The following is a 17,693-nucleotide window of genomic DNA, read 5'->3' as shown; positions in this document are numbered from 1 at the left end:
GCAGAACTGCCCGCGCGAAGGCGGGCACTCGACCCGGGCGCGGGGCTTCCTTGCCCTGCGCTGCCGCGTCCTCGAAACACGGTCATCATCGACCTCCCATGGTGCAACGTTGCGCTCCAACGTTGGATCACGATGGACTAGGCTGCGCGTCCCGTCAAGGGGCGAAGGGGCGGAAGGAAGTGAAGGGTTGTCGGAACGAACAGGCCGTCGGGTAGGCATCAAGGAGGTCGCCGCTGCCGCGGGGGTCTCCTGGAAGACCGTGTCCAACGTGGTCAACGGCACGGGCCGGGTGGGCGAGGCCACCAGGGCCCGGGTGGAGGCGGTGATCGCGGACCTCGGCTACCGGCCCAACCTGGCCGGTCGCCAGCTCCGGCGCGGCCGCACCAACACGCTCGCCCTCGCCGTGCCGTGGGTGCACGCCCCCTACTTCTCGGTGCTGGCGCACGAGCTGATCGACGTCGCGGGCGCCCGCGGGTACCGGGTGCTCATCGAGGAGACGCGCTCCTCGCGGGACACCGAGCTGGAGGTGGCGCGCGGCTTCGACGTGCAGGCGATCGACGGCATCATCTTCTCCCCGCTGGAGCTCACCCCGGCCGAGATCGACGAGGTCCGGGGCCCGGTGCCGCTCGTGCTGCTCGGTGAGCGCGCCGATCCCGACCCGTCGCGCGAACGCCGCACGGACCACGTGAGCATCGACAACGTGGCCGCGGCCGCGCAGGTCACGGCGCACCTGCTGGAGGCCGGGCGGCACCGGCTGGGGTTCCTCGGCGCCGAGCCGCGCGGTGCCGGCCGCACCGGTGCGCAGCGTGTCCAGGGCTTCGTCGACGCCCACGCCGCCGCCGGGGTCGACGTGGACGAGCGCTGGGTGCTCCAGGTCGACCAGTTCTCCCGGCCCTCGGGGGCTGCGACGGTGGAGGCGGTGCTGCCGCGGATCGACCAGATCGACGGGCTGGTCTGCGCCAACGACGAGCTGGCGCTGGGCGCCCTGCACGTCCTGCGGCTCAACGGCGTCCGCGTGCCCGCCGACCTGGCCGTGACGGGCTGGGACAACACCGAGGACGGCCGGTTCTCGAACCCGTCCCTGACCACCGTGGCGCCGGACCTGCGGGCCATCGCGGAGACCGCCGTGGACCGCATCCTCGCCCAGGTCGAGAAGCCCTCCGTCGAGCCGGTCGACGCGCTCGTGCCGCACCGCCTGCTGGTCCGGGAGAGCAGCCGCGTCTGACGTGGTGGGGCGGGGTGTGCGGGTCGTCGGCACGATCCCAGGTTGATACAACGTTGCATTCTTTCGCGAAGGCGTGTTGAATCGCCGCGCACCTGTCGTAGACGCAATGGAGCAGCTGATGACCTTCCTCGACCGCTTCTCGCCCGCCGGCGCGGCGACACCCACCGCCGTCCCGCGTCCCGAGTACCCCCGCCCGCAGATGGCCCGCGACCGCTGGCTCAACCTCAACGGCACCTGGCAGTTCGAGATCGACCCGGGCGACTCCGGGCTCGAGCGGGGTCTCGTCGAGCAGCCGCTGCGGGACGAGATCACCGTGCCCTTCGCCCCGGAGTCGCAGCTCTCCGGCATCGAGAACACCGACTTCCTGGAGGCGGTCTGGTACCGCCGCGAGGTCACGGTTCCCGCCGAGTGGGCCGCCGTGGGCGACGACCCGCACGTGCTGCTGCACTTCGGCGCGGTCGACCACGACACGACCGTCTGGGTCGACGGCACCGAGGTGGTGCGGCACCGCGGCGGGTTCACCCCGTTCACGGCCGACCTGCACGGCGTCGCGAGCCCGGGCGACACGGTCACCGTCGTCGTGCGGGCGCGGGACACGCGGCACGGGCCGCAGGCCCGCGGCAAGCAGAGCAACCGCTACGCGAACTTCGAGTGCAACTACACGCGCACCACGGGCATCTGGCAGACCGTGTGGCTGGAGCCGGTGCCCGCCACGCACCTGCGCCGCCCGCGGATCACGCCGGACCTGTCGAGCTCGGCGTTCGACGTCGTCGTGCCGCTGTCGGCGAACCGGCGCGGGCACACGGTGGCCGTGACGGTGACCGATGCCGACGGCGAGGTCGCGAGCGCCACCGCGCGCGCCGACCTCGACCTGGCCCCGGCGCTGCGCGTCGTGATCCCTGCGGACCGCGTGCGCACCTGGGGCCCGGAGGACCCGCACCTGTACGGCATCGACGTCGAGCTGCGTGACGCGTCGGGCGCCGTCGTGGACTCGGTGCGGTCCTACGGCGGGCTGCGCTCCGTCTCGATCGACGGGCACGCCATCCGGATCAACGGCGAGCACGTGTTCCAGCGCCTGGTGCTGGACCAGGGCTACTGGCCGGAGTCGCTCATGACGGCGCCGTCCGACGAGGCCCTCGCGCGCGACATCGAGCTGGGTCTGGAGGCCGGGTTCAACGGGGCCCGCCTGCACCAGAAGGTCTTCGAGGAGCGCTACCTGTTCCACGCCGACCGTCTCGGGTACCTGGTGTGGGGCGAGTTCGGCGACTGGGGCGTCAGCGGCTACGGCACGCCGCAGGACGGTCAGCGACCCACGACGTCGTACGTGGCCGAGTGGCTGGAGGCGCTGCAGCGCGACTACTCGCACCCGTCGATCATCGGCTGGTGCCCGCTCAACGAGACGCACCAGGACCTGCACGACCGGATCACGCAGCTCGACGACGTGACCCGCAGCATGTGGCTCGCGACCAAGGCCGCCGACCCGTCGCGGCCGGTGCTGGACGCCAGCGGCTACGCGCACCGCGTGCCGGAGACCGACGTCTGGGACTCGCACCTGTACGAGCAGGACCCGGCGAAGTTCACGGAGCTGGTGGGCGGGCTGGCGGACGGCAAGCCCTACGGGAACGAGCGGGACAACGGCACGCCGATCTCCCAGCCGTACAACGGCCAGCCCTACTTCGTCAGCGAGTACGGCGGCATCTGGTGGAACCCGGAGACGGCGGCGAGCGCCTCGGGCAGCTCGCCCGACTCGTGGGGCTACGGCCAGCGCGTCGCGGACGAGGAGGAGTTCCACACCCGGTTCGCGGGCCTGACGGACGCGCTGCTGGACGACCCGCTCATGTTCGGCTACTGCTACACGCAGCTCACCGACGTGTTCCAGGAGGAGAACGGCATCTACCGGTTCGACCGCAGCGTGAAGCTCGACGTGGACCGCGTGCGCGCCGTGCAGGTGCGTCCGGCGGCCTTCGAGAAGCCGACGGACTGAACCCTCCGCCACGTGTCAGACATGCAGGTCAGCCGGGTGACCTGCATGTCTGACACGGCACCTTGCAGTTCTCTTTAGTCTTTTTCACCACATATCACCTCGTCCACAGAGGCGCTTGAGAGGTGCACAATAGGCCGGTGACGTACCGGTTCCTCAAGCTGATCCTCTCGCTGCTCGTGCTCGTGCTTCTGCGCCCGCGCGTCACCGGCCTGCACAACATCCCGAAGCAGGGCGCCGTGATCCTCGCGAGCAACCACCTGTCGTTCATCGACTCGCTGCTGATCCCGATCATGGCGCCGCGCCACGTGGCCTTCCTGGCCAAGGCCGAGTACTGGACCGGCAAGGGCATCAAGGGCCGGTTCTCCCGCTGGTTCTTCACCAAGATGGGCGACATCCCCGTCCAGCGCGACGACCCGCGCGCCGGGCAGCGTTCGCTCGAGGACGCGCTGGCCGTGCTCCAGCGTGGCGGCGCCTTCGGCATCTACCCCGAGGGCACGCGCTCCCGTGACGGCAAGCTGCACAAGGGGCACACGGGCGTCGCCTGGCTGGCCCTGACCGGCAAGGCGCCCGTCGTCCCCGTGGCGCTCCTGGGCACCGACAAGGTCAAGCCCATCGGCAAGATGCCGCGCCTGGCGCGCGTCGAGGTGCACTTCGGGCCGCCGATCGACCCGTCCCGCCAGATCGCGGCCGGCACCAAGCCCGCACAGGCCCGGCGCGAGCTGACGGAACAGGTCATGCAGTCGATCCAGGCGATGAGCGGCCAGGAGCGCGCGGACTGAGCTGCCACGTGGCTCCCGAACGTGTCAGGCCCGCGGGTCACCCGGGTGACCCGCGGGCCTGACACGTGCGGGGGTCAGAGGCGGGTGATCCGGATCGCGTCCGCGACCACGTATGCCGTGCCCTGGGTCCAGCGGCTGACGGCGACGACCGTGCGGGTGCCCGCCGTCATCGCGTAGGTGCCGAGCGAGAGCCAGGCGCCGCCGCCCGTGGACTGGTCCACGCGGACGGTCGAGGACCCGGTGCCGGTGTAGACGATGAACGGCGTCGACGTGTTGTACCCGGCGATACCGGGGAACCAGGCCTCGACCCGGTAGGAGCCGTTCGACGGGATGGTCGCCGAGAACGTCGCGAGGTCGCTCACCTCGGCCGGCGTCGCATAGCGGTAGTCGGCGCCGTACCGCTCGCCCGAGAACGAGGACGAGAGCCACGAGGAGCCCGCGGAGAAGCCCGCGGACGTGTTGTCGACGATCACGGACCAGCTCGTGCCGGACAGCGCCGCGGCCACCTCGGAACGGAGCTGCGGCAGCATCGAGTAGAGGACGTCCCCCGGGCAGGCCGTGGCCGTGTAGTCCCGGTGCCCGTAGATCTGGGTGGGCGCGATCCCGTACTGGTCGCAGATGTACGCGCACAGCTCCACCAGCCGGCTCCAGAGCTGCGCGGGCGGCGTCGCGCTGGTGTAGGTGCCCTGGTTCTCGATGCCGATCGCCTGACTGTTCTGGCCGGGGGCGTGCGCACCCACCACCATGCCGCTGCCGTTCTGCAGCCGGGACAGCGAGCCGTGCCGGCCCTCCATCACGTACCCGCCGCGGCTCACCGTGAGGTGCTGCCCGGTGTCCACCCAGCCGTTGGCGAAGTGCCACTGCTGGATGTCCCGCGCGATCTGGTACCCGGCGGCCTGCGAGTAGTCGGTGACGTTGGCCGACGCCGTGTGGTGGATCAGGATCTTGTTCGGGTTGGTCGAGACGGTGTCGATGGTGCCCCGGGCCGCCGCCGCGCCCCAGGTGGCGCAGCTCGCGATGGTCGGCGCGGCGACCTCGACACCCGCCAGTGCTCCTGCGGGCGCGTCGGCCGGGGCGTCGGGGTCGGGCGCCAGGGACGGCGGGGCGTCGCCGGACCGGACGGCCGCCGCCCCGCCGGACAGGGGCGCCGCCCCGCCGGACAGGGGCACCGCGGCAGCCGGGGCGGCTGCGGCCACGGTCGCGCCCGCGGCGCCGATGCCGAGCACGACGGCGCCGCGCAGCAGGTCACGCCGGTCGAGTGCGGCGTGGTCGTGGTCATGGTGATCGGTGGAGCTGGGGACGTGGTCGTGCACGGGTTGCCTCCACGGGTCGGTCGCGCTGGAACGTGCCGATTTCATCCGTAGTATCGGCCGACCGCACAGCTCCCCGATACATCACATCCGGTACATCAGCGCACGCTATAGACCGTGCGCCGACCCGGGTGCCGGGAGCACGCCGGTGTGGAGGAGGACCGGCGGTCCCGGCGCCCGGGCCGGGGCTCTCAGGACTCGATCGTCTGGTGGCTCTCGGACGAGCCCTGGCCGATGGGCGTCGAGCCCGCCGCGTGCGCCACCTCGATCTTGCGCGGCTTCGCGTCCTCGCTCACCGGGATCGTCAGCGAGAGCACGCCGTCGGCGTACGAGGCCGAGATCCTGTCGAGCGCGAGGCCGCGGCCGACCGTGAGCTGCCGGGCGAACGTGCCCGTGGACCGCTCGCGCACCAGCCACTGCGCGTCGGTGTCGGACCGCTGGGTGCGTTCGGCCCGCACGGTGAGGGTGCGGTCCTCGACCGAGACGTCGATGGTGCCGGGGTCCACGCCGGGCAGGTCCATCGACAGGACGTAGTGGTCACCCGTGCGGAAGAGGTCCATCGGCATGGCGCCGGACTGTCGGGCGTTGCTCGCGAACGAGCTGAACAGCCGGTCCATCTCCTGGAACGGGTCCCAGTAGGTAGCCATCGCGCACCACCTCCTACGACGATGCGGCCCTGGCCCTTCCAGGGCCGCGCGATCGGCGACGGCCTGGACCGCCGCCTGGCTACAGCCCAATTCTGGCACTCTCACCCCGAGAGTGCCAAGCCCTGTCCGGTCGTGTCGCGGCGACCGGAACGGCGGGCCGCACGGCACCCTCAGGCGGCGGCGCGGCCCGTCAGCCCGACGCGGTCCAGGAGGTCCAGGGCCGGGCGGTGCTTGTTGAAGGTGTACACGTGCAGGCCCGGCGCCCCGGCGTCGAGCACCTCGCGCGCGAGCGCCGCCGAGTAGCGCACGCCGTGCTCGTGCTGGGCCTCGGCATCGACGGCGCCGTCCGGTGCCGTGAGCCGGTCGAGGTCCCGCAGCAGGCCCGACGGCGCGGCCACGCCCGTGAGCTCCTCGACGCGGCGCAGCCGGCGCGCCTCCGTGGTGGGCAGCAGACCGGCCAGGATCGGGATGGTGACGCCGGCCGCGCGGGCCGCGTCGACGAACCCGGTGTAGGAGTCGGCGCGGTAGAAGAACTGGGTGATCGCGAAGCTCGCCCCCGCTTCCTGCTTCTCCAGGAGCCGCCGCACCTCCTGCTCGCGCGTGGTGCCCGCACCCGGGTTGCCGTCCGGGAACGTCGCCACGGCGATCGCCAGCGGGCGGGCGGCCGAGCGCAGCGCGGCGCTGGCGTCCGCGGCGCAGCGGCGCTCGTCGACCTGGCGCAGCAGCCGGACCAGGTCGACGCTGGACCGCACGCCGTCTGACGGCGGCACCCAGTCGGGCTCGTCGCGCGGCGGGTCGCCGCGCAGGGCCAGGAACGAGCGGACCCCGGCCTCGAGGAACTCCTCGATCACCTCGGAGACGTCCTCCCGGGACGCGCCCACGCAGGTCAGGTGGGCCACCGGCAGCACAGGCGTACCCCGCAGCAGCGTGGCGAGCACCTCGCGCGACGTCGCCCGGTCGCCCCCGCCCGCACCGTACGTGACGGACACGAAGTCCGGCCGCGCGCCCACCAGTCGCTCGGCCGTCTCCCAGAAGTTGGGGGCCGCCTCCGGCCGGCGCGGCGGCATCAGCTCGAACGAGACGGTGGGGCGGTGCGTGGGTACCTCGGCGACCATGGCTGCTCCATCGAACCTGGCGTGAGCACCTTGCCTCCCTCGCACCGCGGCGGGTCGGCAGGTTGCTGCGGTGTCAGGGAGCCAGGACTCTCGACCGCTCTGGATGGGGTTCGCCACCATGCTAAGCGGTCGTCCAGCAATGGGACAGAATTCGTCCGACGGGCGAGACGGCCCGGTCCACCCCCGTGGACCGGGCCGTCCGCTACTTCACGGAACCGGCCACCAGGCCGCCCACCAGGCGCTTCTCGATGATCATGAACAGGATCACCACGGGCACGATCGCCACGACGGAGACGCCGAACACGTAGTGCCACGACGTCTCGTACTGGCCCACGAACTTGGTCAGCGCCACGGACAGCGGCTGGTTGCCCGCCGTGGTGAGCAGCACGAGCGAGGCCGCGAACTCGTTCCAGGACGCGACGAACGTGAACACCACGGCCGTCACGATCCCCGGCCAGACGAGCGGCAGGTTGATCCTGGTCAGCACGGCGAAGGTGCCCGCGCCGTCGAGCTGCGCCGCCTCGTCCACCTCCTTCGGGATGCCCGCGAAGAAGCTGTGCATGATCCAGACGGCGAACGACAGGTTGAACGCCGCGTTCACCAGGATCATGGCGGCCCAGGTGTCGAGGATCCCCCACGTGATGAACTGCCGGAACAGGCCCGACGTCAGCACGGCGGGCTGCACCATCTGGGTCACGATCACGAGGAACAGGAACACGAGGCGCCCGGGGAAGCGGAACCGCGCCGTGTAGTAGGAGGCGGGCAGTGCCACCGCGAGCACCAGCAGCGTGGCGCACAACGAGATCACCAGGGTGGAGATCAGGTTCTGCAGCAGCGGCGTCTCGGGCGTCGACCACATCGTGGCGTAGTTCTCCCAGTGCCACTCCGTGGGGAAGTAGGTCGGGTCGACCGACCGGATCTCCGCCTTGGTCTTCACCGAGCCGAAGAACATGATGAGGTACGGCAGCAGGAACACCGTCAGCACCACGAGCCCGGCCAGCATCCGCAGCAGCAACGACCCGAGCGGCACCTGGTCGGCCGTGTACTTGCGCACCCGCCGCCCTCCGGACGGCGGCGGGGTGGCCGCACGCCGTGTCGTGGCCGTCTCCGTGAGCGCCGCCATCAGACCTCCTCCAGCGGGCGCACGACCCGCACGTAGACGGCCACGATGCCGATGACCACGAGGAACGCGATGACGGACAGCGCGCTCGCCAGGTCGATCTGCCGCTGGTTCTGCATGTACTTGAAGATCATGGTCATCACGGTGTCGGCGTCGTACCCGGGGATGGACCCGGTCATGACGCGCAGGATGGGCAGCGAGTTGAACACGTTGATGATGTTGATCAGCACCGCCACCGAGATGGCACCCCGCAGCTGCGGCAGCACCACGCTGAAGTAGGTGCGCAGCCCGCCGGCGCCGTCGATCCGCGCGGCCTCGACGGTCTCGCCGGGCACCGTCTGCAGGCCGGCCAGGATCGTGTACGTCGTGAACGGCAGCGACACGAACACCGCCACCGCCATGGCCCACGCGAAGGCCGTGCCCGGGTGCCGGGTCCAGCCGTAGCCCTCCGGCGTGCTGATCAGCCCCACGTCCACGAGGAACGAGTTGATGATGCCGAAGTACGGCTCGAGCCCGTAGTGCACCACCAGCGTGGTCATGACCACGCTGGAGGCCCACGGCACGATGACGGCCATGCGCACCAGCCGGCGGCCCGGGAACGCCTTGTTCAGCAGGGCCGCGATCGCCAGCGACCCGAGCAGGGTGAACGCGACGACCACCACCACCCACACGACGGTGCGCCCGAGGATCGGCCAGAAGTACTGGAAGCCGACCACGGTCGCGAAGTTGCCGAGGCCCACTCCGCCGCCGTCGACACCGCTCTGGCTGATGTCACGGGTCGAGTTCCAGAACATCAGGCCCACCGGGAACAGGACCACGGCCGCGATGAGTGCGACCGCGGGCCCGATCCACGGCAGGGCCTTCACGAGGTCCTTCACGACAATCTTCCGATCAGCCCGCGTCGACCTGCGCCTGGATCTCGGCCAGGACGTCCTTGGCGGACTTGGTGCTGTCGAGCTGGCCGAAGAGCGCCTTGAACGCGGAGTCCGCGGCGTTCCAGTCGGGGTTGGTGGTCGGGTAGAACTGCGCGTCGGGCAGCACCTCGAGGAACGGCGCGAGCGCCTCCTCGTCGGCGAGCTCCTCCGAGCCGGACACCGTGGTGGGCAGGAATCCCTCGGCCTGGACCCACGGCACGTAGACGTCGGCGGTGTAGAAGTAGTCGAAGAAGGCGGTGATGGCCTCCTGCTTGTCGCCGTCGTTCTGGAACGCCATGAGGTGGTCCGCCACGCCCAGCGTGAACGGCGAGCCGTCCTCGGTCGGGATGGGGTGGATCGAGTACTCCAGGTCCGGGTTGTCGGACTCGATCTGCCCGACGCTCGGCGGCAGGCCCACCTGCATGCCGATCTTGCCCTGCACGAAGATGTCGAACAGCGGGCTGCGGTCGGTCGCACCGGCGTCGGCCTGCGTGGCGCCCTCGTCGATCATCGTCTTGACGAACTCGGCGCCCGGGAGGTTCTCGGGCGTGTCGATCGTGATCTGCTCGGCGTCGCCGAACGAGCCGCCGCCGCCCCACAGCCAGACGGCCGCCTCGGCCTGGGCCTCCTCGGAACCGAGCGGCATGCCGTAGCCGGCCACACCGCCCCCGAGCTCGGAGACCTTCTTGGCCGACTCGAGCAGCTCGTCCCAGGTGGTCGGCACCTCGGCGCCGGCCTCCTCCAGGAGCGCGTCGTTGACGAAGAGCGCACGGGCCGACGCGATGAACGGCAGACCGTACGTGGTGCCGCCGACCTGTGCGTTCTCGAGGAACGTGGGCTGGAAGTCGGCGTAGGTCTCCTCGGAGGTGACCTCCTCGACCGGGTACAGCAGCTCGTCCTCGGCGAAGCCCGCGAAGGGGCCGCCGTTGTAGATGTCGGGTGCGTCGCCGCCCTGGATCTTGGTGGCGATGACGGACTCGAGGTTGTCCCAGGACTCCACCTGGAGGTTGACCTTGATGTCCGGGTTCTCTTCCTCGAACCCGGCGATCACGTCGTTCCAGAGGCCCTGGGTGGCGTCGGAGTAGCTGGGGACGAGCAGGTCGAGCGTCGTTGCACCGCCGCTCTCCTCCCCGGACGACCCGCCGAATCCACAGGCTGTGAGTCCTGTTGCCGTGGCCAGCGTGATCGCCATGATCCCGCCGAGCCTCTTGTACTGGGCCATGACCTTCCCTCTCCTTCGTGGTGGTGCAGGTCACGTTTTCACTAGGCCGCGTAATCTGTCAATGGTTCTAACAAACCTGTGACCTCCGGGTGACACGCCGGTCATCAAGCCGTCGCGGGGCGCACCGCGGGCAGCGAAAAGGGCCGCAGCACGCGGCTGCGGCCCCTTCGACGACGCCCGCCCGACGACGACGGCGCCGGTCCGGTCAGCAGCCGCACCCTCCACCGCTGCGGCCCTGGAGGACCACGCCGTACCGCGGGACCGTCCAGTCGTTGCCCGCGTACCGCAGCTGCCAGGCCCCCTCCCGAGCCGGCACCACCGTCGAGATGTTCCCGCCCGGACCTGCGGTGAGCGTGCGCACGAACACCAGCTCGCGCTCATCCTCGAAGACGCCGTCCGGGTCGTGCTGGAGCCGCACCGTGGTGTTCCGCACCGGGCTCCAGGAGACGTCGCCGTCGGCGCTGATGCGCAGCCACTGGAACTGCCCGGTGATCCGGGAGGGCCGCCCGTCGATGGCCCTGGGGTCGGTGATCTCACCCCGGAAGCGCACGTCGCGACGCACCGAGATCTTCTTCGCCCGGTCGACCTCGACGTGGTGCAGCACGAGCGTCCCGTCGGGCCGCTCGACGGCCGCCGTGTACTCGACGCCGACGGCGTAGAAGCCGGGGGTGATGCGGTTGGGCAGACGAACCTTCGCGAACCGGTCACCGTCGGCGTCGAGGGTGACCGGATAGCGGCGCACGTGCGTGGCGCCGACGCCCTGGAGCGTCACCTCGCCGTCGAACGACCGCAGCTCGCCGCCGGTCCAGCGCAGGTCGAGCTCGTACCAGAACGTGACGGGCTCGATCCTGTCGGTGGCCGCGTTGCCGGTGATCGTTGCTCCGGCGGCAGCCATCCGGGTCGTGACGACCGTGCCGTCGCGTTCGCTCGCATCGACGAGCGGCAGCGCCGCCTGGGCGGCAGGGGTGACCACGAGGGCCGTGACGAGCAGCACGACCGCGGCGACCAACGCCGTCAGGCCCTGGCGCCACGTGGTGGGGTGGTACTGAGACATCTCGGTTCTCCCGTCCGTCGAGGGAGCCTGTCCCGGCGAGCAATCACTCGCCGTCAGGCCTCACCCCCCGGTACGGACGGGAGAACCGGAACGTTGAGGCTCAGCGCTCCGTGGCGCCGATCATCGGCAGACCGAACGACAGCCCGACGGCCAGGATGCCGCCCACGAACAGATACGGCGACGACGCCGAGTCACCGATCGAACCGACGGCCATCAGCGCGAACCCACCCAGGAACAGGGCGAAGCACGCCACGAACCGCACCACCAGCGTCGCCGTGGGCTCCTGCTTCTGCCTGCGGGCCACCTCGAAGTTGCTCATGAGGGCAAATCTACCGTCCGGCCCGCGGGACGGTGACGGCCAGCCCGCCCGCGCGCCCGTTGACCGTGACCCGCACGGTGGCCTCGCCGGAGCGCAGCGCCGTCACCTCGTGGGTGGCGGGGTCGAGGGCGAGCACCGCACCGCGCGGGCACTCCCGCAGCGCGGCCCGGCCCCGCTCGTCCGTGACGCACACACCCTCGCCGCCCCAGGTCGCGGAGACCGGCCATGCGACCGGCACCTCGCGCGTCCCGTCCTGCAGCACGACGGCGCCGACCGCCCCCGACTCACCGACCCCGAGCGACCGCGGTCCGGTGACGGTGACGTTCTCGGCCCGTGTGCTGACCTCCCACTCCAGCCACGGATCCCGGGAGCCGGACGCCGTGCCCTGCGCCGGGCGGACGCCCAGCATCGACCACCCGGTGAAGCCACCGTCGGCCGGCGTACTGGCCGGGCTCTTGCCCGAGTTGCCGTTCACCAGGTACTGCACGCCGTCCTCGGTGCTCGCGTGGAACACGCCCACGTGGGAGCCCACCGAGGCGATCGACTTGCCGGACGTCGCCTCGAAGTCCTCGAACCAGCCGCGCAGCGTGTCCGCCTCCAGCCGGTCGGTGAGCCGGCTCGCCTTCGTGGGCAGCGGGTCGTCGAGCGGGTGGTGGGCGAACACCAGCACCCCGGTGACGGCACGGTCGGCCGCGGCGTCGTCGAGGGCCTCGCGCAGCATCCGGACCTGCGCGAAGTCGGTGCCCAGCCGCCCCGAGGACGAGTCGAGCATGACGAGCCGCGTCGTGCCGCCGCGCCGGCCGGGCGCGGGCACGTCGAGCACACGGGTCCGCTCGCCGAACTCCGCCTCGAAGTTGGCGATCGAGCCGCCCATCACCTCGTGGTTGCCGGGCAGGTAGTACCAGGGGAAGTCCGCATCCGCGAGCTCCTCGGTGAGCACGCGCCGGGCGAGGTCGAAGTCCTCGGGCGAGGCCTCGTCCACCAGGTCGCCGTTGATGACCAGGAGGTCAGGTTCGGCCGCGACGATCTCGGACAGCGCGGCCCGCGCCCCCGCCACCGCACCCGATCCCGGGTCGCGCGCGACAAACTGGGCGTCCGACATGACCGCCACCCGCAGCGGCGCGTCGTCGGTCGCGCCGTCGGCCACGACGACCGGGTCCTCGACGCGCGGCACCTCGGGCGCGTCCACGGCGGGCGGCACCTGGGCCGCGATCGTCGAGAGCGTCAGCGCGCCCGCGTACTGCTCGCCCGCGGTGGTCTCCAGGGCACGCACCCGCTGCAACCGCAGCGGGAAGGCCACGCCCTCGGGCACGGGGAAGGTGACCTGCCGCCAGCCGGTCCAGGTGACCTCAGGGCCGTCGAGCTGCGTCACCACGCCGTCGCCCTGCCGCACCTGGAGCCGCAGCCAGGCGCCGTTCCCGTCGCCGTCCACCCACAGGGTCACGGCCCGCGGCGCGCCGGGCAGCTCACGCCCGCCCGCCGCGGCCTCCGGCAGCACGGCGTACTGACCACGCGTGGCCGTGGACCGCGTGAAGTCGTAGGTCAGGCGCAGGCCGGCCGCGCCGTCGTACCCGGCCGCGGGGGCAACCGAACCGCCCGGGGCGCGGTCGTGCGCCGACGTCCAGGCGGCCGCGTCGGCGAAGTCCGCGACCACGTCCTCCTCCAGGCTCACGGTCACCGCGACCTCGGTCGTGAAGGTCTCGCCGTCACGCCCGCGGACCGACAGCTCGAAGGTCGTGGCGCCCACGTCCGCGAGCGCCCGCACGGTGAAGGAGCCGTCGGCGGCGGGGACGAGCTCCGCCACCGGCTCGCGGGTCGCGCGCACGCCGGCGATCCGGGGCTCACCCGGCTCGACCGCGGTGACCGTGACATCGCGGGCCTCGACCGGCGCGGAGAAGCCCTGCGCGTCGTACCCGGTGAGCACCAGGGGTGCGGTCGCGTCGCCGTTCTCCAGCCCGATCACCGGGGTGTCCACCCCGGTCCGGACCAGGTCGCCGAGCACCTCGATCTCCGTGCTGCCGGTGGCGAGGCCCCAGCGGCTCAGGGACGCGGCGGTCACGACCGCGGTGCCGGGCCGACGTCCCGTGACGACACCGTCGCGCACCGACGCCGCCGACCCTCGGGCACGCCACGACGACGGCTCGGTGGCGACCGGCGCCATGACGTCGTCGTACCCCTTGCCGGTGAGGGTGCGGTGCAGGCCCGGGAAGACGCGCCCGGCGTCGGCGGCCGGGACGGTGGTGCGCACGTCGTAGGCCGCGACGCGGCCGGAGCCGGCGGGTACGAACAGGCCCAGGCCGTTCGCGTCGGCGCGCTCGTAGCCGTCCGACGGGCTGTTCAGGATGGTGGTGCCCGTGTCGCCGGGGAACCGCGCGACCATCTCGGTCGAGCCGCCGCCGTCGAGGTTGATGGCGTCGTCGGCGCCGAGCTGGGCCATGAGCTCGCCCAGGTCGTAGAGGTCGATGCCGGTGCTGTGGGTCTGCCGGCCGTCGATCACGACGAGGTAGGCGCGGGTGCCCGACTCGTCGAAGCCGATCGCGGTCCGCGGGTGCCGCAGCTCCACGTGGTCGCCGGTCGCCGAGGTGACCTCGCCGTCCTCCAGCAGGGGGTCCTCGGTCCCGCCCCCGATCGCGACGGCGACGCCGCCCGCGTCCTCGCGCAGGCCGTACGCCACGTCCACCCGGTCCCCGACCCGCAGGCCGGCCAGTGCGTCGGCCGCCGCACCGGGCCGGGCCACGACGGCACGCGTGCCGTCGGGAAGCTGTCCTGCGCCCGGCTGCCCGACGGCGGTCACGGTGCCATCCGGACCCACCTGCACCTCGACGCCCTGCTCGCCGGACGCGAGCGGACGGGTCCGGGTGAAGGTGCCCCACGCGGCGTCGTACACGGCCACGCCACCGGCGGGGAGGGCGGTGACGTTCAGGCCGTTCACGGGCACCTCGGCACCGGCCCAGCGCACCGACCCCTCCAGGAAGAGCTGCGCGAGCCGCCCCACGCCGTCCGACCCGATGGCCACGGACCGCTCGCGGCCCGGCGAGGCCGACTTGAGCAGCGTCCCGTCGTCGACGGCGGCGCCGAGCGCGGCACCCGAGTTGTTGATGTCGAAGTAGTCGCCGTTGATGGCGGCCACGGCGCCGCGCGAGGCGGCCATCTGCGACACCGTGGCGTTGCCGGCGATGTGCTCCGGCCCCACGTAGCCGACCTGCACCTTTCCGCGCTGCCCGGCGTCCGCGGCGAGATCGGCCACGAGCACCTCACCGCTCAGCCAGCCGTCGGCACTGATCCGTGCGAACCGGGTGAGCTCCAGGCCGGGCGCGATGCGCTGCTCCTGGCGCCGGGTGACGATCGCGTCGCCCTCGTCGTCGAGCGGTAGGTGGGTGACTTCCGGGGGATTCTCGACGGGCCCGCCCCCCGGCCACGGGGTGCTCGCGAACGGCGCCGGGGCGGCCAGCGCGGCGCTCGACCGGGGCACGTCCTCGGGGCCGGGAAGCGGCGCCGCGGCGGCACCCACCGCGGGGCCGAGGAGGAGTGCGGCAGTAACTGTGCAGGTCAACGCGCTGGTCAAGGGATTTCGCGGCAGTGCCGACGGCGCTGCAGGCATGACTCGTCGCATGCTCGTTCCTTCTGGGGGCATCGGGGGAGCGTCCTGCGGCAGCGTGGCGCGGCGAGGTTATGACCCGGCGGCCGGAGTGTGAATAGCGCCCGAACCGCAACGTTGTTCGCTGAGCGCGAATCAGGGGCGAGTCCGGGTGACACTACGATGCGTTCGTGGCAAACACGTCCCCCGCCTTCGACCAGCGTCCTGCCCGTGTGCGCACGGACTGGGGCATCTCCGGCGCACTCGCCCTCACTGCCACCGATGCGCGCTCGTCGCTCGTGGTCGTCGTGGACGTGCTCTCCTTCTCGACCACGGTCACCGTCGCCTGCGAACAGGGCGCGGGGGTCTACCCGTTCCCGTACCACGATCCCGCCGGCGCGGCCCGGCTGGCTCGCACCATGCGCGCCGCGCTCGCCGGACCCCGGTGGGAGGAGGGCATCAGCATCTCCCCCGCCTCGCTGCAGGACCTCGACGCCGAGCGCCTCGTGCTCCCGTCGCCGGGCGCGGCCCAGATCTGCCACACCATCGCCAACCGGGGCGCCCTGATCGTCGCGGGCAGCCTGCGCAACGCGAAGGCCGTGGCCGGACTCGCGGCCGCGCACCTGGACGCGTCCGAGCGGCACGACGTCGTGCTGGTCCCCGTGGGTGAGCGGTGGCCGGACGACACGCTGCGTCCCGCGCTGGAGGACCACCTCGCGGTCGGGGCGATCGCGGCCCGCCTCACGTCGATGCTGCCCGGCATCAGCATCTCCCCCGAGACCGCGGCGACCGCGACCCTCTGGAAGGGCACCAAGGACGTGGTCGACTTCGTGGGTGGTTCCGCGAGCGGCCGGGAGCTGCTCGACTCCGGGTTCGCCGACGACGTCACGATCGCCACCGACCTGGACGCCACGGACGTGGTGCCGGTGCTGATGGACGGTGCGTTCGTGCCGCTCGGGCACCGGGCGGCCGCGGCCCGCAACCGGGTGTCGGCGAACGCCCGCTGACCGTGCACGTGTCAGACGGGTTGGTCACCCCCGGTCTGCCCTGACGCGCGCTAGGCGTCCGGCAGGTGCCGGGTCAGGGCCTCGATGATCTGGACGTCACCGTCCAGCCAGGGCACGTCGCCCAGCTCGCCGGCGCCGAGCCAGCGCAGCTCGTCGTGGTCCTCGAGCGGCGCGGGCGTACCCCGCACCGGAGTCGCGAACCAGACCCGCATCCGGTGGGTGGCGGTGATCGGCCACGCGCCGCCGTCGGACGCCGGAAGCTCCGCGCCCACGGACACCGTCACGCCGAGCTCCTCACCGAGCTCACGGTGCAGCGCGTCGAGCGGGTCCTCACCCGGCTCCACCTTGCCGCCGGGCAGCTCCCACCGGCCGGCGAGTGCCGCCGGGGCCGAACGACGGGCGGCGAGCAACCGGGTGGGCCGGTCGAGGTCGTCCACGATCGCCGCGGCGACCACGTCGATGAGGGTCTCCTGCATGCCGAGCAGTCTCCCACCCACGGCGGGCCGGCGTGCGGCGCACCGCGGGGACGAGACCGGCCGGACACAGCACGGCGACGGCGCCTCTGGGGAGGGCGCCGTCGCCGAAGTCCTGTCCGCCTGAGCCGGCGGCTCCGTCTCGGCTCAGTCGGCGAGCTGGAACTCGTGAGCCTTCGCGATCGCCTCGGCGCGCGACGACACGCCGAGCTTCCGGTAGACGCTGCGGACCTGCGTCTTCACCGTGTTGCGGGTGACGTACAGGCGCCGAGCGATCTGCTCGAGCGTGGCGTCCTCGCTGAGGTTCGCCAGGATTACGCGCTCGCGGCGGGTGAGACTGGGCACACGGTGGTCTAGGGTCATCGCGCTCATGATCTTTTTCCTCCACACAGCGGCCGGTTCTGGGGTTCCGGCCTACGGATGCTGCTAAGAGGTAAAGCGCTCTGCATGGGGTTCATGACGCGGTTCTGACAGAGAAATCTGACCGTTACCGTTCCGAGACCAAACCGCCCCCGGACACGCACCGTGGCGGTCCGGGGGCGGTGGGAGATCTCCGGGATCAGTTCCCGGTGTGCGCGGCGTACTCGGCGGCGGTGAGCAGCTCGCCCGTCCCGGTCACCTCGACCTTGAAGAGCCAGCCCTTGCCGTAGGGGTCCTCGTTCACGATCTCGGGGTTGTCCACGGCCTCGGTGTTGACCTCGACGACGGTCCCGCTGACCGGGGAGTACAGCTCGGACACGGACTTGGTGGACTCGATCTCGCCCACCACGGAGCCGGCCTCGACGGTCGCGCCCACCTCGGGCAGCTCCAGGTAGACGACGTCGCCGAGCGCCTCGGCCGCGACGTCGGTCACGCCGATGACGGCAGGGGTGGACCCGTCCAGCCATTCGTGCTCGGTGGTGTACTTCAGGTTCTCGGGGAAGTCGGCCATGACAGCTCCTTGCGGT

Annotated in this window: 16 protein-coding genes and 1 riboswitch; of the genes, 4 read left to right on the top strand and 12 right to left on the bottom strand. The window is 71.9% G+C overall.

Annotated features, from left to right (window positions below):
- Positions 1-187: 187 nt before the first annotated feature.
- From ACIBBF_RS08130 to ACIBBF_RS08120, 3 genes are all read left to right on the top strand, one after another.
- Positions 188-1,225 carry a LacI family DNA-binding transcriptional regulator gene (locus ACIBBF_RS08130; protein ID WP_397412306.1) on the top strand — a complete coding sequence of 346 codons (1,038 nt, stop codon included), beginning with the start codon at positions 188-190 and terminating at the stop codon, positions 1,223-1,225.
- 118 nt (positions 1,226-1,343) lie between these two features.
- On the top strand, positions 1,344-3,209 hold the full coding sequence (locus ACIBBF_RS08125; RefSeq protein ID WP_397412304.1) for a glycoside hydrolase family 2 protein: 1,866 nt from the start codon (positions 1,344-1,346) through the stop codon (positions 3,207-3,209).
- Positions 3,210-3,346: 137 nt separating this feature from the next.
- Complete coding sequence (locus ACIBBF_RS08120; RefSeq protein WP_397412302.1) at positions 3,347-3,988, top strand: lysophospholipid acyltransferase family protein; 642 nt, start codon at positions 3,347-3,349, stop codon at positions 3,986-3,988.
- 74 nt (positions 3,989-4,062) lie between these two features.
- Here ACIBBF_RS08120 and ACIBBF_RS08115 read toward each other — a convergent pair whose 3' ends face one another.
- From ACIBBF_RS08115 to ACIBBF_RS08075, 9 genes are all read right to left on the bottom strand, one after another.
- Positions 4,063-5,301, bottom strand: a complete 1,239-nt coding sequence (locus ACIBBF_RS08115; RefSeq protein WP_397412300.1) for an N-acetylmuramoyl-L-alanine amidase — start codon at positions 5,299-5,301, stop codon at positions 4,063-4,065.
- Positions 5,302-5,489: 188 nt separating this feature from the next.
- The gene (locus ACIBBF_RS08110) at positions 5,490-5,945 is read right to left on the bottom strand and encodes an Hsp20/alpha crystallin family protein (protein ID WP_397412298.1); all 456 of its coding nucleotides are present in this window, start codon (positions 5,943-5,945) and stop codon (positions 5,490-5,492) included.
- Positions 5,946-6,115: 170 nt separating this feature from the next.
- Positions 6,116-7,060, bottom strand: coding sequence for a methylenetetrahydrofolate reductase (locus tag ACIBBF_RS08105; protein ID WP_397412296.1), 945 nt, complete (start codon positions 7,058-7,060; stop codon positions 6,116-6,118).
- A 4-nt stretch (positions 7,061-7,064) separates the two neighbouring features.
- Positions 7,065-7,170: riboswitch (SAM riboswitch) on the bottom strand.
- 92 nt (positions 7,171-7,262) lie between these two features.
- A complete protein-coding gene (locus tag ACIBBF_RS08100) occupies positions 7,263-8,183 on the bottom strand; it encodes a carbohydrate ABC transporter permease (protein WP_397412294.1) in 921 nt (306 codons plus the stop codon).
- Positions 8,183-9,058 carry a carbohydrate ABC transporter permease gene (locus ACIBBF_RS08095; protein WP_397412292.1) on the bottom strand — a complete coding sequence of 292 codons (876 nt, stop codon included), beginning with the start codon at positions 9,056-9,058 and terminating at the stop codon, positions 8,183-8,185. Before ACIBBF_RS08095 ends, ACIBBF_RS08100 begins: the two co-directional genes overlap by 1 nt.
- Before the next feature lie 13 nt (positions 9,059-9,071).
- On the bottom strand, positions 9,072-10,316 hold the full coding sequence (locus ACIBBF_RS08090) for an extracellular solute-binding protein (RefSeq protein WP_397412291.1): 1,245 nt from the start codon (positions 10,314-10,316) through the stop codon (positions 9,072-9,074).
- Positions 10,317-10,521: 205 nt separating this feature from the next.
- The gene (locus ACIBBF_RS08085) at positions 10,522-11,370 is read right to left on the bottom strand and encodes a hypothetical protein (protein WP_397412289.1); all 849 of its coding nucleotides are present in this window, start codon (positions 11,368-11,370) and stop codon (positions 10,522-10,524) included.
- Positions 11,371-11,470: 100 nt separating this feature from the next.
- A complete protein-coding gene (locus ACIBBF_RS08080; protein WP_397412287.1) occupies positions 11,471-11,689 on the bottom strand; it encodes a hypothetical protein in 219 nt (72 codons plus the stop codon).
- A 10-nt stretch (positions 11,690-11,699) separates the two neighbouring features.
- Positions 11,700-15,242, bottom strand: a complete 3,543-nt coding sequence (locus ACIBBF_RS08075; protein WP_397412285.1) for a phosphodiester glycosidase family protein — start codon at positions 15,240-15,242, stop codon at positions 11,700-11,702.
- Between the two features lie 215 nt (positions 15,243-15,457).
- On the opposite strand from ACIBBF_RS08075, the gene ACIBBF_RS08070 reads away from it, so the two are divergent.
- Positions 15,458-16,273, top strand: a complete 816-nt coding sequence (locus tag ACIBBF_RS08070; RefSeq protein ID WP_397412283.1) for a 2-phosphosulfolactate phosphatase — start codon at positions 15,458-15,460, stop codon at positions 16,271-16,273.
- Positions 16,274-16,323: 50 nt separating this feature from the next.
- Here ACIBBF_RS08070 and ACIBBF_RS08065 read toward each other — a convergent pair whose 3' ends face one another.
- The 3 genes from ACIBBF_RS08065 to gcvH form a co-directional block, all read right to left on the bottom strand.
- Positions 16,324-16,749 carry a (deoxy)nucleoside triphosphate pyrophosphohydrolase gene (locus ACIBBF_RS08065; RefSeq protein WP_397412281.1) on the bottom strand — a complete coding sequence of 142 codons (426 nt, stop codon included), beginning with the start codon at positions 16,747-16,749 and terminating at the stop codon, positions 16,324-16,326.
- A gap of 144 nt (positions 16,750-16,893) precedes the next feature.
- Positions 16,894-17,118 (bottom strand): LuxR C-terminal-related transcriptional regulator, encoded by a 225-nt coding sequence (locus tag ACIBBF_RS08060; protein ID WP_397412279.1) that lies wholly within the window; start codon positions 17,116-17,118, stop codon positions 16,894-16,896.
- A gap of 187 nt (positions 17,119-17,305) precedes the next feature.
- Positions 17,306-17,677 (bottom strand): glycine cleavage system protein GcvH, encoded by a 372-nt coding sequence (gene gcvH / locus ACIBBF_RS08055; RefSeq protein WP_397412277.1) that lies wholly within the window; start codon positions 17,675-17,677, stop codon positions 17,306-17,308.
- Positions 17,678-17,693 lie beyond the last annotated feature (16 nt).

This window comes from Promicromonospora sp. NPDC050880, from assembly GCF_044456525.1.
Lineage (GTDB): Bacteria > Actinomycetota > Actinomycetes > Actinomycetales > Cellulomonadaceae > Promicromonospora.
This window is presented reverse-complemented; position numbering and strand designations above follow the sequence as displayed.